The organism is Streptomyces argenteolus (genome assembly GCF_042902585.1).
Taxonomy (GTDB): domain Bacteria; phylum Actinomycetota; class Actinomycetes; order Streptomycetales; family Streptomycetaceae; genus Streptomyces; species Streptomyces argenteolus.
Genome location: NZ_JBIBEG010000001.1, coordinates 759,970 through 773,702, shown reverse-complemented (window position 1 = coordinate 773,702; position 13,733 = coordinate 759,970). Strand labels below are relative to the sequence as shown.

Below are 13,733 nucleotides of genomic sequence, written 5' to 3'. Positions count from 1 at the left end.
CCCTGGGCCGTCACTCCGTGCGCAGGCCGTCCGGGCGCATCATGCGCCACAGCAGCGGCAGCGAGAGCAGGGTCACGACCACGACGAGGGCCCCGCCCGCCCCGGCCAGTGGCAGGAACACCCACCACCGCGTGACCGTCTTGGCCATCATCCAGGTCATGACGGCTCCGAGCGCGACGCCACCCGCCACCGCGACCACGAGGCTGACGGCCACGGGGACGGCCGTCAGCCAGAGCACCGACCAGCCGAGCGTGACGCGCCTGGTGCCGAAGGCGACCAGGACCGACAGCAGCCGCCTGCGCTCCCGGAGCTGCTCCAGCTGGGACACCAGCATCGACGCGGCCATCAGCAGCAGCGTCAGCAGCGCGCCGAACCGCAGCCCCGTCTGCACGCTGGCGTACTGGCGGTCGCGTGTCATCGACGTCAACGCGGCGACCCGCATGCCCGGATCGATCCTGGCGGCGGTGTTCCGCACGTACTCGCCGACGTCCTCGACGTCCTCGTCGACCTTGATCTGCGCGACGGTCCGGGCGTGCGGCAGCGTGCGCGGGTCGACGGCTCCGATCGTCGCCATGATGCCCCAGTGGGCCTCACCGAGCGGGTCGGGCGCGGCGGTGACGGTCCGGGCGTCCGCGGGCAGGGTCCAGAGCCGCCTCGTGCCGCCCGGCGGCAGCTCGGCACCGGAGTCGAGCTCGACCTCCCGGCCCTTGCGCGCCGTCTCGTCGACCCAGTCGCTCATCTCCTTGTCGCCCCTGGGGTGGACGACGAAGACGTCGCCGTCCGCGCAGGAGCCGATCTCGGCCAGCTCCTTCAGGGTCGCGCAGTCGCCGATGCTGAGCGAGGTGGTCGGGGTGACCTCGTCCTCCTCGTACGTCCCGGGCTTCGTCACATACGTCTCGACCGTGCCGATGACGGCCTCCACGCCCTTCGTGGACCGGAACTCCTCGATGGTCCGGGTGGCGGCGTCCCCGCTGACCTGCTCCGAGAAGGTGTGGAACTGGGCGCGCGAGGGGTCCTGGCCCGTCAGGTGCGTGAACTCGTCGCCCACCGCCGCGAACAGCATCTGAAGGGCCACGGCGCCCGCCACCGCGACGGCGATCCCGCTGACCGCGCGGGAGGCGGCGCCACTGTTGAGCTGGAGCCGGCGGACGGCGAGCTGCCAGGGCAGCGGGCCGCCCCGCAGCGGGCGGACGCACGCCTCGACCAGCCAGGGCAGCACCAGGGCGAGCCCGAGGAGGACCAGGACGGCGCCGGCCGCGAGGGGGTACGGGTCGGTGACGTCGCCCTCGCCCACCCTGCCGGTCACGCCGAGCACGGCCAGTCCCAGGGCCGGCACCAGCAGGCGCCACCACAGGCGGCGCCTCCGGCGGCCCGTGTCGCGCACGACGCCCAGCGGTTCGACGACCACCGCGCGCATCGCGACCAGGGTCACCAGCACGGCGCACAGCGGCACCGCGACGGCGATCAGCACCGCCGTCCAGGGCGCGGGCGTCAGGTCGGACGGGAAGACGCTGTAGTTCCACACCTCTACGTGGCCGCTGAACCCGCGGCCCACGAGGAAGAAGGCCACGCCGGCGAGCAGCCCGAGCAGGGCGCCGAACAGGGCCTCGCCCGCCGCGATCCTGCGGGTCGAGCGGATGTCCGCACCGACCAGGCGGAGGGCGGCGAGCCGGCGGTCGCGGCGGTCGCCGCCGAACCGTACGGCCGTGGCGATGAAGACGGCGACGGGGACCAGCAGGACCACGCAGATCATGATGACCAGGACGACGAGGACGGGCGGGAGCGGCTCGTCCTCGGACCTGTCCCCGTAGCCGTCGACCCGGTGGCCGCCGGCGGCGGTGGTCAGGGTGTCGCTGCCGGCGTAGAAGTACAGCTCCCCCGGGGAGAGCAGGCCCGCGTCGCCGATCGTCGCGGTGATCCGGTACGGGAGGCGCTCCCGCAGGAGGCTGCCCTCGGGCGAGGCCAGCAGCTCCTTCAGCGCGGGGGAGGCGGCCATCTCGCCGGGGCCGGGGAGCGCCCCGACCCCGGGCGGGGTCACCGGGTGCGCGCCCTCCGGACGCATGAGGAAGCCACCGACGACCTGGCCCCTGTACTCGGTCTCCGCGCTGATCCGCAGGACGGTGGTGTCGGACCGCTCGGCCTTCTCCGCGTAGGAGGCGGCGCTCTCCTGGCGGGCGAGGTCACGCCCGGCGCGTTCCTCCACCAGATGGGGCACGGAGGCGGCGACCAGCAGCAGCGCCACGCCGAGGCCCACCCCGACGGCGGTGAGCGCGGTCCGGGCCCAGCCCTCGCGTCCGCCTCCCGCGGCGAAGCGTATGCCGAGGCCGAGATCGCGCAGCCAGGTCATACGGCGTACTCCAGATCACGGCAGCGGCCGTCGCGCACGACGACCTCGCGGTCCGAGTAGGCGGCCACCCGGGACTCGTGCGTCACGAGCACGACGGCCGTGCCGGCCGTCCGGGCGGACTCGGTGAGGAGCTCCATGACCCGCTCGCCGTTGAGGGAGTCGAGCGCTCCGGTCGGCTCGTCCGCGAAGACGACCTTGGGGGAGGACACCAGGGCGCGGGCCACGGCGACGCGCTGGCCCTGACCGCCGGAGACCTCGCCGGGGCGCTGGGCAGCCAGGTCCTCGACCTCCAGGCGCGCCATCCACTCCAGGGCGGTGCCTTCGGCCGCCTTGCGCCGGACGCCGGCGAGGCGGAGCGGCAGGGCGACGTTCTCCACGCAGGTCAGCTCGGGGACGAGCTGGCCGAACTGGAAGACGAAGCCGAAATCGCCGCGGCGCAGGGCGCTGCGCTCGGCGTCGGACCGCGTGGACAGCTCGCGTCCCGCGTAGGTGACGGTGCCGGAGTCGGGGGTGACGATCCCGGCGAGGCAGTGCAGCAGTGTCGACTTGCCGGAACCGGACGGCCCCATGACGGCGACGACCTCACCGGGATGCACGGAGAAGGAGGCGCCGTCGAGCGCGGGCGTCGAACCGTAGGCCTTGTGCAGGTCCTGCGCGACGAGGAGGGAGCCGGCGGGGGTCACGGGGCGACCACCTCGGCGAGTCTGCCGAGCCGGGCGGCGGTCAGCTCCAGCCAGCGGAGGTCGGCTTCGAGGTGGAAGAGCGCGTGGTCGCAGATCAGCTGGTCGGCGAGGTCGCCCTTGCGCTTGCGGTCGGTGAGGACGCGCATCAGGCGCAGGTGCTCGGAGCGCTGGGCGTCCAGCAGGTCGGCGGCGTCGCGGCCGGTGAGCAGCGCGAGGACGACCTTCGTGTAGAGGGTCGACTGGAGGTACGGCTCGGGCTTCTCCGGCTGTGCGAGCCAGGCCGAGACATCGGTGATGCCCGCGTCGGTGATGGCGTACCGCTTGCGCTCGGGACCGCCGTCCGTCTCGACCCCGTCGACCTCGACGAGCCCGTTCTTGAGCAGCCGCGACATGGTCGCATAGACCTGGCCGTAGTGCAGGGGGCGATCGTGCCCGAACCTCTCGTCGAAGGCGCGCTTGAGGTCGTAGCCGTGGCGGGGCCCGGACTCCAGGAGCCCGAGGAGTGTGTGACCGATTGACATGCGGCGCACTGTACACCGTGTGTATACCTGGCGTGTATGCGGGTCCGGCGCCCGTACCAGGGCCCACGTCCTGGTGCGCGACCCGCCGGGCCCCGGGGTGCTCGCCCCGGGGCCCGGCGGCGCGTCCTCACTCCGTCGGCTCCGGCGGGTCCGCGGGAGGGGACTTCGGCGGCCGGCCCCGGCGGGGGATCGGTGCGGCGCCCCCCGGCAGCCTGCCCGCCTCCGCCAGGGCCCGCCGCAGCAGGAACTCGATCTGCGCGTTCGCGCTGCGCAGTTCGTCCGACGCCCACCGGGCCAGCGCGTCGTGCACCGCCGGATCCAGCCGCAGCAGCATCTGCTTGCGGGTGGGGCCGCGCCGGGCCGGCCGGCCGGCGCCGGAGCCCGAGGGGGTCGCGTCGTCCGTCACTGGTAGAGCGTGCCCGTGTTCAGGACCGGCTGCGCCGCACGGTCACCGCACAGCACCACCATCAGGTTGCTGACCATCGCCGCCTTGCGCTCGGAGTCCAGTTCGACGATGTCCTGCTCCGCGATCCGGGTCAGCGCCATCTCGACCATGCCCACCGCGCCCTCGACGATCTGCTGCCGGGCCGCGACGACCGCACCCGCCTGCTGCCGCTGGAGCATCGCCGAGGCGATCTCGGGGGCGTAGGCGAGATGGCTGAAGCGGGACTCGATGATCCGTACGCCCGCCGCCTGCACCCGTGCGGTGAGCTCCGCCGCCAGCTTCTCGGTGATCTCCTCGGCGTTGCCCCGCAGCGAGAGCCCGTCCTCCTCGTGGGCGTCGTACGGGTACTCGATGGCGATGTGCCGGACGGCCGCCTCGGTCTGGGTGGCGACGAACTCCAGGAAGTCGTCGACCTCGAAGAGGGCCTGCGCCGTGTCCTCGACCTTCCAGACGACGATCGCCGCGAGCTCGATCGGGTTGCCGTACGCGTCGTTGACCTTCAGGACGGCCGTCTCGTGGTTGCGGACACGGGTGGAGATCTTGCGGCTGGAGGTCAGCGGGTTGATCCACCGCAGGCCGTCCGCGCGGATCGTGCCGACGTACCGGCCGAAGAGCTGGATGACCCGGGCCTCGCCGGGAGCGACCATCTTCACACCGCTCATGCAGAAGAAGGAGGCGACGGCCAGGAGCAGGCCGAGGACGACGAGCGGGATGCCGACGCCGTTGTGCCCGTCGGAGCCGAGCACGCCGCCGACGATGGTCAGCGCCACGCCGAGGAGCACCCCGAGCACGGTCAGCAGCAGCCCCAGGCCGCCGGGGATGGAATGGGCGGTCGTCTCTCTGACCTGCGGAGCGGGCATCTCCGGCGCGTCCGGAGTGAGGTCGGCGCCGGGCTCGGTGGCGCCGGCGGGGCCGTGCTGTGCGGACATGGGTCCCCCGTTTCCTGCGGCGTGGTGCCGCGCTATCAATGTGATTTCACATTAACGCGTTTCGCAACCTTGCGCATCCCTCGCGAGTCGGTTCCTTCAGGACCGGGTGCTGATTCTCACGTCCGGAAAAGACCGGATCGCTTGTCATTTGTCCAAGCTTTCGGTGTTAGCTGGCAGGTCTGACCGGAGTGGTACGAGCAGAAGAACAGGAGCACCACAGCGATGGGTCGAGCGGATGCGCGACGAGCCCAGGGGCGGGGAGCGCGCCGGGCCGCCCGGGGCGGCACACGCCGGCTCTTCACCTGGCGGAAGGTCCTCGGCACGTTCTTCGGGCTGTGCCTGCTGGTGATGGGCGCCTTCCTGGCGCTCTACATGTACGTCGACGTGCCGGAGGCCAACGCCCAGGCCGAGAAGCAGAGCAACGTCTACAAGTACAGCGACGGCACCCTCCTGGCCCGCAGCAACTCCGAGGTCAACCGCGAGATAGTCGATCTCGGTGTCGTGCCGAAGGAGGTCCAGCACGCCTTCGTCGCCGCCGAGAACAAGTCCTTCTACCGGGACCAGGGCATCGACCTGAAGGGCACCACACGCGGCCTGCTCAACACGCTCTCCGGCAAGGGCAAGCAGGGTGGCTCCACCATCACCCAGCAGTACGTGAAGAACTACTACCTCACGCAGGACCAGACGGTCACCAGGAAGCTCAAGGAGCTGGTGATCTCGCTCAAGGTCGACCAGCGGATGAAGAAGGACGACATCCTCGCCGGGTACCTCAACACCGTGTACTACGGGCGCGGCGCGAGTGGTATCCAGGCCGCCGCCCAGGCCTACTACGGCGTCGACGCCAAGGATCTCGACACCTCCCAGGGCGCCTACCTCGCCGCGCTGCTCCAGGCTCCGAGCCAGTACGACTGGGCGGTCGCCTCGAAGACCGGCAAGAAGCTGGTCAGGGAGCGCTGGGGCTACACCCTGGACAACATGGTCGACGAGGGCTGGCTCGACCAGGCCGAGCGGGACAAGATGACCTTCCCCGTCCCCGACTCGCCCAAGGCGGCCCCCGGCATGGACGGCCAGACCGGCTACCTCGTCGAGGCCGCCAACGAGGAGATGGAGCGGCAGGGCGTCACCGAGGAGATGCTGGACGCGGGTGGCTGGACGATCACCCTCAACATCGACAAGAAGCGCCAGAAGCAGCTGGAGAAGTCGGTGGACGCCCAGCTGGAGGACCAGCTCGACCGCAAGGCCAGCAAGGTCGACGCGACCGTCCAGGCCGGTGCGACCTCCGTCGACCCCAGGACGGGCAAGGTCGTCGCCCTCTACGGCGGGGTAGGTGCCACCGAGCACTGGATATCCAACGCCACCCGGCAGGACTACCAGCCCGCCTCCACCTTCAAGCCGCTGGTGCTCGCCTCCGCGCTGGAGAACGGGTCGAGGACCCAGGACGGTGACCTGATCGGCCTGAACACGGTGTACGACGGCACCAGCAAGCGCCCGGTCGTCGGCAGCGACACCCCGTTCGCCCCGCAGAACGAGGACGACATCAGCTACGACAGCCCCACCGTCCAGACGGCGATGGACAAGTCGATCAACTCCGTCTTCGCGCAGATGGTCGTCGACGTCACCCCGGCCGCCGTGAAGAAGACGGCGCTCGGCCTCGGCGTACCGGACAAGAACTTCCCCGAGCGGCCCGCCATCACCCTGGGCACCATGAACGCCTCGACGTGGGACATGGCCGGCGTCTACGCCACGCTCGACAACCACGGCAAGAAGGTCACCCCGACCATCGTCAAGTCCGCCGTGCACCGTGACCGCACCATGGAGCCCGTGGACGGCACCGGTGGCCAGGTGATCAGCCGGGCGTCGGCGGACACCGTGACGAAGGCGCTGACCGAGGTCGTCGACATCGGCTCCGGCCGCGCGGCGAACACCTCCGCCTACGACGCGGCGGGCAAGACGGGCACGTCGGAGAACAACAAGGCGGCCTGGTTCGCCGGGTACACCCCGGAGCTCACGACGGTCGTCGCCCTGTTCGGTGAGTCCACCAAGGAGGGTGGAGGCCAGGTCACGCTCACCGGCACCGCCAACTCCGGCCGGGCCAACGGTGGTGGATTCCCCGCGAGGATCTGGGCGGACTACACCCTCGGCGCGCTCGGCGGCGGCTCCAGCGCCACCTTCGACCTGGAAGGCGTCGAGCGAGGCGAGACGGCGGTGACCGAGAGCCCCTCGGCGACCCCCTCCGAGTCCGAGGAGCCCTCCGAGACCCCGTCCGAGGAGCCCGAGACACCCTCCGAGACGCCCAGCGAGACTCCGGGCGAGGAGTCGCCGCCGGCGCAGACGCCCAGCGAGACCCCCTCCGGGACGCCCAGCACGACTCCCAGCACGACGGACGAACCCGGTGACGGGGACCAGCCGCCCGGCGAACGGCCGGGCGCCGAGAATCTGCTGGGGCAGTAGCGACGGGTGAGGGGCGGGTGCCGGCCGGCACCCGCCCCTCACCCGTGTCCGGCGTCAGCCGCCGTCGACCTTCTTCGCGACCCGGTCGCCGAGGTCGGTGTCCACATTGCGCCAGTACTGCACCGCACGGTCCAGGACCGGCCTGCTCACGCCGTCCAGCAGATGGCCCGAGATGTTGGAGACGAGCCGCTCACGCGCGGCGTCGTCCATGACCTCGCGCACCAGGGTGCCGGGCTGGCTCCAGTCGTCGTCCGCACTGCGTGTCCTGTACGCCTCGCGGACCATCTCGCCCGCCGTGGCCCACCCCGCCGGGTCTCCGAAGCGTGCGGTGTCCGCCTCGGGGCCGCCGTACGAGTTCGGCGCGTAGACGGCACCCGTGCGTGAGGGCTCGTACCGCATCGGCCCGTCCTTCGCGTACGAGTGGACGGGTACCCGCGGCCGGTTCGGGGGAAGCTGCTGGTAGTTCGGTCCGATTCGGTACCGGTGGGTGTCCGGGTACGAGAAGAGCCGGCCCAGCAGCATCTTGTCCGGCGACGGGCCGATGCCGGGCACCATGTTCGACGGCTCGAACGACGCCTGCTCGATGTGGACGAAGAAGTCCTCGGGATTCTTGTCCAGCGTCATCCGGCCGACCTCGATCAGCGGGTAGTCGCCCTGCGGCCACACCTTGGTCAGGTCGAAGGGGTTGAACCGGTAGTCCGGAGCGTCCTCGAACGGCATGATCTGGACCTTCAGGGTCCAGCTCGGGAAGTCGCGCCGCTCGATCGACTCGAACAGGTCACGGCGGTGCACGTCACCGTCGATCCCGGCCATCGCGTCGGCTTCGTCCTGGGTGTAGAAGTCGATGCCCTGGTCGGTCTTGAAGTGGTACTTCACCCAGAACCGCTCGCCGCCCGCGTTCACCCACATGTAGGTGTGCGAGCTGTAGCCGTTCATGTGGCGGTACGTCTTCGGGATGCCCCGGTCGCCCATCAGCCAGGTGACCTGGTGGGCCGACTCGGGGGACAGGGTCCAGAAGTCCCACTGCATGTCGTGGTCACGCACCCCGTTGTCCGGGCGGCGCTTCTGGGAGCGGATGAAGTCCTGGAACTTCATGGGGTCACGTACGAAGAAGACCGGCGTGTTGTTGCCGACCATGTCGTAGTTGCCCTGCTGGGTGTAGAACTTCAGCGCGAATCCCCGGGGATCGCGCCAGGTGTCCGGCGAACCCTGCTCGCCGGCGACCGTGGAGAACCGGGCGAGCATCTCGGTGCGCCTGCCCGGCTGGAAGAGATCCGCCTTGGTGAACTGGCTGACATCGTTCGTCACGTGGAAGGTGCCGTAGGCGCCGGAGCCCTTGGCGTGGACCACACGTTCGGGGACCCGTTCACGGTTGAACTGGGCCATCTTCTCGATCAGGTAGTGATCCTGGAGCAGCACCGGTCCGTCAGGCCCGACGGTGAGAGAGTGTTCGTCGCTCTCCACCGGGATCCCGGCATTGTTCGTGGTGTACGGAACCTTCTGGGCTTCCTCGGTCACGAGCGTCCTCCCGTCGGGGTGGGGTATCGGTCAGGTCGCTTCGTTCACGACTGAAGTCAACTCCGCCGACAGGAGGTCGGCAACACGGGAAGCCGGTGCCGGAAGGACGATCAGGGGGTGGCCATCTCGAACCAGACCACCTTGCCCGTGGAGAGCCGCGTCGCCCCCCACCGCCTCGCCAGCCGGTTCACCAGGAACAGCCCGCGCCCGCCCTCGTCGGTCTCCCGGGCGCGCCGTTGCCTCGGCAGCTGCGGGGAGTCGTCACCGACCTCGCAGCGCAGGATGTCGGTACGCAGCAGCCGCAGCGTCACCGGCCGCTCCGCGTAGCGCACCGCGTTGGTGACCACCTCGCTGACCAGCAGTTCCACCTCGTCCGACAGATCGTCCAGGCCCCACCTGCTCAGCGCCCTGCGGGCCAGCCTGCGCGCCCGGCCGGGCGCCGCGTCCTCCGGCTCCAGGTGCCAGTACGCGACATCGCTGGGCGCGATCCCGTCGAAACGGGCGGCCAGGAGAGCGATGTCGTCGTCCCGGTCGCCCGGGCCGAGCATGTCGAGCACGTCGTCGCAGAGCGCTTCCAGCGGCGGCGAATGGTCCGGCCCGGTCAGCTGCGCGGTGGCCGCGAGCCGCTCCCGGAGGATCTCGATGCCCGTCCAGACGTCCCGCATCCGGGACTCCACCAGACCGTCGGTGTAGAGGAGCAGCGTGGCCCCGGCCGGCGCGTCCAGCTCGACGGCCTCGAAGTCGACCCCGCCGACCCCGATGGGCGCCCCCGGCGGCACCCGCAGCACCTCGGCCCGGCCGCCCAGGTGCAGCAGCACGGGCGGCGGGTGGCCGGCGTTGGCGATGGTGATCCGGTGCGCGACCGGGTCGTACACCGCGTACAGACAGGTCGCCATGCGGTCGCTGCCGAGCCGCTGAGCCTGCTCGTCCAGATGGTGCAGGACCTCCTGCGGGGGCAGGTCGAGGCCCGCCAGGGTCTGTGCGGTGGTGCGCAGCTGGCCCATGATCGCCGCGGACGTCATGGAGTGGCCCATCACGTCACCGACGACCAGGGCGACCCGGCTGCCGGGGAGCGGGATCGCGTCGTACCAGTCCCCGCCGACCCGGGCCGTCTCGGCGGCCGGGAGATAGCGCGAGGCCAGGCGTACGCCGGTGGGCTGGGGCAGTGAATCGGGCAGCATCGTGCGCTGGAGCTCGTCGGCGATGTAGGCCTCGCGGCCGTACAGCACGGCCTTGTCGATGCCGAGCGCCGTGTGCGTGGCCAGCTGCGCGGCGACCAGCAGGTCGTTGGCCTCGAAGGGCGGGCGGTCCGTGCCCCGCAGGAAGACGGCGGCACCGATCACCCGCCGCCGGCCCCGCAGCGGCGCCAGGATCGCGCGGTGCCCGGTGGGCACGGTCCGGCCGGCCCCCAGCAGCTCGGGCAGGGCGACACGGGCCGCGGCCGAGTCCCCGAAGACCGGCCGGACCCCGCGCAGCACCTCGGCCAGCGCGCCACCCGCCCGGATCTCGCACAGATCGGCGGCCGGCAGCAGCCCGGCCTGCGGGTCGGTGACCGGAAGCCGCAGCCGCTCGCCGTCCTGGCCGGCGCCCTCGCTCTCCTCGTCGGGCAGGCGCAGCCTGTCCGTACGCCGCAGCCGCAGCACGAACGGACTCACCGGCCGCTCGTCGCCCACCGGGAGCGGGTCGCGCAGATAGACGAGTATGGCGTCGGAGAACGTGGGCACGCTCGCCCTGCACAGGCCCAGCACGATCTCGTCCAGGTCTATGCCGCGGGCGATCCGGCGGGTCGCGGCCCCGACGAACCTCAGCCGGTCACCCTCGCGGCGGCTGACCGCCTGGGTGTCGGCGACGGGCGCGGCGGGATCCACGGCCCCGCCCGGAGTGGGGTTCGGGACCGGCGCGCTGTTCGCCGCGGCCTCACCGGCGGTGCCCGGCACCCGGGAGGGACCGGGGATCGCGGCGGTGGCGGCTGCGCTGGGCGTGGCCTCCTGCTGCCGGGGCCGGGCGCGTTCCTGCGGCCGGGCAGCGAGCGGCTGCCGGCCTTCGTGGGAGGTGGGATGCTCCGTCACGCGTGGGATTCCGTCCGTCCGGGCCGGTTGTATGAGGCAATCACCTTGTGGGGCGCCACTCTGCCCCGGCAAGAGCGCGGAGAACAACGGCTGTCACCGGATGCCCTCGGGAAAGGGGCCGAAACCGTACGGCCGCCGGTCGGCTCCCCACGGTGTCCGGCGGCGACGGGGCAGCGGGCAGCGGGCACGTCTCCACCCCCTCGTAGTGGTTCGTGCGACCGCGCGTCCCACCCGGCTTCGTGGCCCGTGTGACACATGCGGTGCATGCGGTGACTGTTGGTCAGTTCCCCTGCTGTCCGGGCCGGTTAGGGTGCAGCGGTCCGGCGAAGCTTTGTGGAGGCCGATCCTACGTTTGCCCCCATGGGGTGCATCAAGGGTCTCACGACGGCGTGGGGGAGGGGGCGCGGTCCCAGTCATCCGGCAGTGCGGGAACCTCCCACCCCGGGTCTGGCCGCCAGTGCTCCCAGCCGTCGCTGAACGGGGTGCCCCAGCGCCGGATCACCTCGACGGCCGCCAGGCCCGCCTCCCGCACCCGCCCGGCGGTGGCGGCGTCCATGAGCCCGACCCGCTGCGCCTGCGCGAACTCGTCCTCGTCGAGCCACTCCCAGCTGTGGTCGGGACGCACCGAGATGTCGAGGAAGTGGTCCTGGGAGTCAACACCGCCGGCCCAGCGTGACCGGGGCTCCTCCAGGTTGACGTACCAGTTGCGGAAGAGCCAGCCGCGGTCCCAGAACAGCCAGACCGACCAGGGCTCCCCCGGCCGGGCGAGCTTGAGCACGCCCGAGCCGAACCACCGCGAGCGCACCGTCGTCCGCGGGCGGGTGTAGCGGGTGGCGAGGGGTTCCGCGTGGACCTGCGTCCCGTCGGCCAGGACCGGCCTCACGCACTCGGTGCCGGAGGCCATCCAGACGGCCAGCAGCTCGTCGGTGTCCTGGACGACGGTGACGGGGCGGCAGATGTGCACCGCGTGGCCACCGCCGGCCGGCCTGCCGTTGGCCCGGTAGCGCCAGAGGATGTGATCCCCCGGTGCCCAGCGCCCGCCGTCACCCGCACCCGCCGGGGTGCCTGCTCCCGTACCCGCTTCCGTCGCTGTCATGAAGAGATCTTAGGGACGTGGCCCCCGGCCCGCCGCCCCGTGCGTCACGGCCGGGTCATACGCAACACGTCCAGGGCCGCGTCGAGCTGCTCCCGCGTCAGGTCGCCGCGCTCGACGTACCCCCCGGCGAGCACGGTCTCCCGGATGGTCGTGCCCTCGGCGAGGGACTTCTTGGCGACCTTCGCCGCCTCCTCGTAGCCGATGTACTTGTTCAGCGGGGTCACCACCGAGGGCGAGGACTCCGCGTACTGCCGGGCCCGCTCCACGTTGGCCGTGATGCCGTCGACCGTGCGGTCCGCGAGCAGCCGGGACGCGTTGGCGAGCAGCCGCACCGACTCCAGCAGGTTCTTCGCGATCACCGGGAGCATCACGTTGAGTTCGAAGTTGCCGGCGGCCCCGGCGGCGGCGACGGTGGCGTCGTTGCCCGTCACCTGGGCCGCGACCATCAGCACGGCCTCCGGGACGACCGGGTTGACCTTGCCCGGCATGATCGAGGAACCGGGCTGGAGGTCCGGCAGATTGATCTCCGCCAGTCCGGTGCGCGGCCCCGATGCCATCCAGCGCAGGTCGTTGGAGATCTTGGTGAGGGAGACCGCGACGGTACGGAGCTGACCGGACGTCTCCACGAGTCCGTCCCGGGCCCCCTGCGCCTCGAAGTGGTCACGGGCCTCGGTGAGCGGCAGCCCCGTGGTGCGGGCGACCTCGGCGATCACCGCGGCCGAGAAGCCGGGCGGTGTGTTGATCCCGGTCCCCACCGCCGTACCCCCCAGCGGGAGTTCGGCGAGGCGGGGGAGCGAGGAGCGCAGCCGCTCCACGCCGTGGCGGATCTGCGCCGCGTAGCCCCCGAACTCCTGGCCCAGGGTGACGGGCGTCGCGTCCATCAGATGCGTACGGCCCGACTTGACGACGTCCGCGAATTCGGCCGATTTCCGCCCCAGGGACGCGGCCAGGTGTTCGAGCGCCGGGATCAGGTCCGCGGTGACGGCGGCGGTCGCGGCGATGTGGATGGAGGAGGGGAACACGTCGTTGGACGACTGGGAGGCGTTCACGTGGTCGTTGGGGTGCACCTCGCGCCCCAGGCGTTCGGCGGCGAGCGTGGCCACGACCTCGTTGGTGTTCATGTTCGAGGACGTGCCGGAACCCGTCTGGAACACGTCGACGGGGAAGTGCTCGTCCCAGCGCCCGGCGGCCACCTCGGCGGCTGCCTCCTGGATGGCGTCGGCGATCTCCGGGTCCAGCACCTCGAGCTCGGCGTTGACCTTGGCCGCGGCGGCCTTGATCCGGGCCAGGGCCTCGATGTGGGCCCGCTCCAGCCGCTGCCCGGAGATGGGGAAGTTCTCCACCGCGCGCTGCGTCTGCGCCCGCCACTTGGCGTGCGCGGGCACCTTCACCTCGCCCATCGAGTCGTGCTCGACGCGGTACGCCGTTTCCTCTGCCGAACCGTCCATGGTCTGCAAACCTCCTGATGCTGATGAGCGCGTGGTCCGTGCCCCGTATTCCCCGGGTGTCCGGCCGGGCGCCTTCCCGGGCGCCGTCCGCCAGAAAATATCCGCACCCGGGCCGCGGACCGGACATATGCGGCGCGGTGGGCGCCGCCGGAAGGGCTCGCCGATCTCCGGCCAGGCCCCCGACACCACGGCAGGGGTGCCCCGCCGCGGCGGGGCACCCCTGGAG

General features: G+C 71.6%; 10 protein-coding genes. 1 reads left to right on the top strand and 9 read right to left on the bottom strand.

The annotated features are described in order from the left end of the window. Positions 1 to 10: 10 nt before the first annotated feature. The 5 genes from ACFY8O_RS03385 to ACFY8O_RS03365 form a co-directional block, all read right to left on the bottom strand. Complete coding sequence (locus tag ACFY8O_RS03385; RefSeq protein WP_387898369.1) at positions 11 to 2,347, bottom strand: FtsX-like permease family protein; 2,337 nt, start codon at positions 2,345 to 2,347, stop codon at positions 11 to 13. Further along, positions 2,344 to 3,030, bottom strand: a complete 687-nt coding sequence (locus ACFY8O_RS03380) for an ABC transporter ATP-binding protein (RefSeq protein WP_145803623.1) — start codon at positions 3,028 to 3,030, stop codon at positions 2,344 to 2,346. The genes ACFY8O_RS03385 and ACFY8O_RS03380 overlap by 4 nt, the downstream gene beginning before the upstream one ends. Then, positions 3,027 to 3,551: a PadR family transcriptional regulator gene (locus tag ACFY8O_RS03375; RefSeq protein WP_387898366.1), complete on the bottom strand. Its 525-nt coding sequence runs from the start codon at positions 3,549 to 3,551 to the stop codon at positions 3,027 to 3,029. The genes ACFY8O_RS03380 and ACFY8O_RS03375 overlap by 4 nt, the downstream gene beginning before the upstream one ends. 127 nt (positions 3,552 to 3,678) lie before the next feature. After that, positions 3,679 to 3,957, bottom strand: coding sequence for a hypothetical protein (locus ACFY8O_RS03370; RefSeq protein ID WP_145803619.1), 279 nt, complete (start codon positions 3,955 to 3,957; stop codon positions 3,679 to 3,681). Then, complete coding sequence (locus ACFY8O_RS03365) at positions 3,954 to 4,925, bottom strand: SPFH domain-containing protein (protein WP_387898364.1); 972 nt, start codon at positions 4,923 to 4,925, stop codon at positions 3,954 to 3,956. Before ACFY8O_RS03365 ends, ACFY8O_RS03370 begins: the two co-directional genes overlap by 4 nt. Positions 4,926 to 5,147: 222 nt before the next feature. Between ACFY8O_RS03365 and ACFY8O_RS03360 the strand changes: the two genes are divergently transcribed. Next, a complete protein-coding gene (locus ACFY8O_RS03360; protein WP_387898361.1) occupies positions 5,148 to 7,376 on the top strand; it encodes a transglycosylase domain-containing protein in 2,229 nt (742 codons plus the stop codon). Positions 7,377 to 7,430: 54 nt separating this feature from the next. Here the strand turns inward: ACFY8O_RS03360 and ACFY8O_RS03355 are convergent, their stop codons facing one another. The 4 genes from ACFY8O_RS03355 to ACFY8O_RS03340 all read right to left on the bottom strand — a co-directional run bounded on the left by ACFY8O_RS03355 (position 7,431) and on the right by ACFY8O_RS03340 (position 13,507). Continuing rightward, a complete protein-coding gene (locus ACFY8O_RS03355) occupies positions 7,431 to 8,894 on the bottom strand; it encodes a catalase (protein ID WP_387898359.1) in 1,464 nt (487 codons plus the stop codon). A gap of 110 nt (positions 8,895 to 9,004) precedes the next feature. Continuing rightward, positions 9,005 to 10,963 (bottom strand): SpoIIE family protein phosphatase, encoded by a 1,959-nt coding sequence (locus ACFY8O_RS03350; RefSeq protein ID WP_387898356.1) that lies wholly within the window; start codon positions 10,961 to 10,963, stop codon positions 9,005 to 9,007. A 379-nt stretch (positions 10,964 to 11,342) separates the two neighbouring features. Further along, entirely contained in the window at positions 11,343 to 12,059 is a 717-nt protein-coding gene (gene fomD / locus ACFY8O_RS03345; protein WP_145803610.1) for a cytidylyl-2-hydroxypropylphosphonate hydrolase, read from the bottom strand. Positions 12,060 to 12,103: 44 nt separating this feature from the next. Then, positions 12,104 to 13,507, bottom strand: coding sequence for a class II fumarate hydratase (locus tag ACFY8O_RS03340; protein ID WP_387898352.1), 1,404 nt, complete (start codon positions 13,505 to 13,507; stop codon positions 12,104 to 12,106). Positions 13,508 to 13,733 lie beyond the last annotated feature (226 nt).

Coding starts and splice junctions, on each gene's coding strand:
- fomD (WP_145803610.1), bottom strand. CDS start 12,059: ATGACAGCGACGGAAGCGGGTACGGGAGCAGGCACCCCGGCGGGTGCG.
- ACFY8O_RS03375 (WP_387898366.1), bottom strand. CDS start 3,551: ATGTCAATCGGTCACACACTCCTCGGGCTCCTGGAGTCCGGGCCCCGC.
- ACFY8O_RS03360 (WP_387898361.1), top strand. CDS start 5,148: ATGGGTCGAGCGGATGCGCGACGAGCCCAGGGGCGGGGAGCGCGCCGG.
- ACFY8O_RS03365 (WP_387898364.1), bottom strand. CDS start 4,925: ATGTCCGCACAGCACGGCCCCGCCGGCGCCACCGAGCCCGGCGCCGAC.
- ACFY8O_RS03385 (WP_387898369.1), bottom strand. CDS start 2,347: ATGACCTGGCTGCGCGATCTCGGCCTCGGCATACGCTTCGCCGCGGGA.
- ACFY8O_RS03340 (WP_387898352.1), bottom strand. CDS start 13,507: ATGGACGGTTCGGCAGAGGAAACGGCGTACCGCGTCGAGCACGACTCG.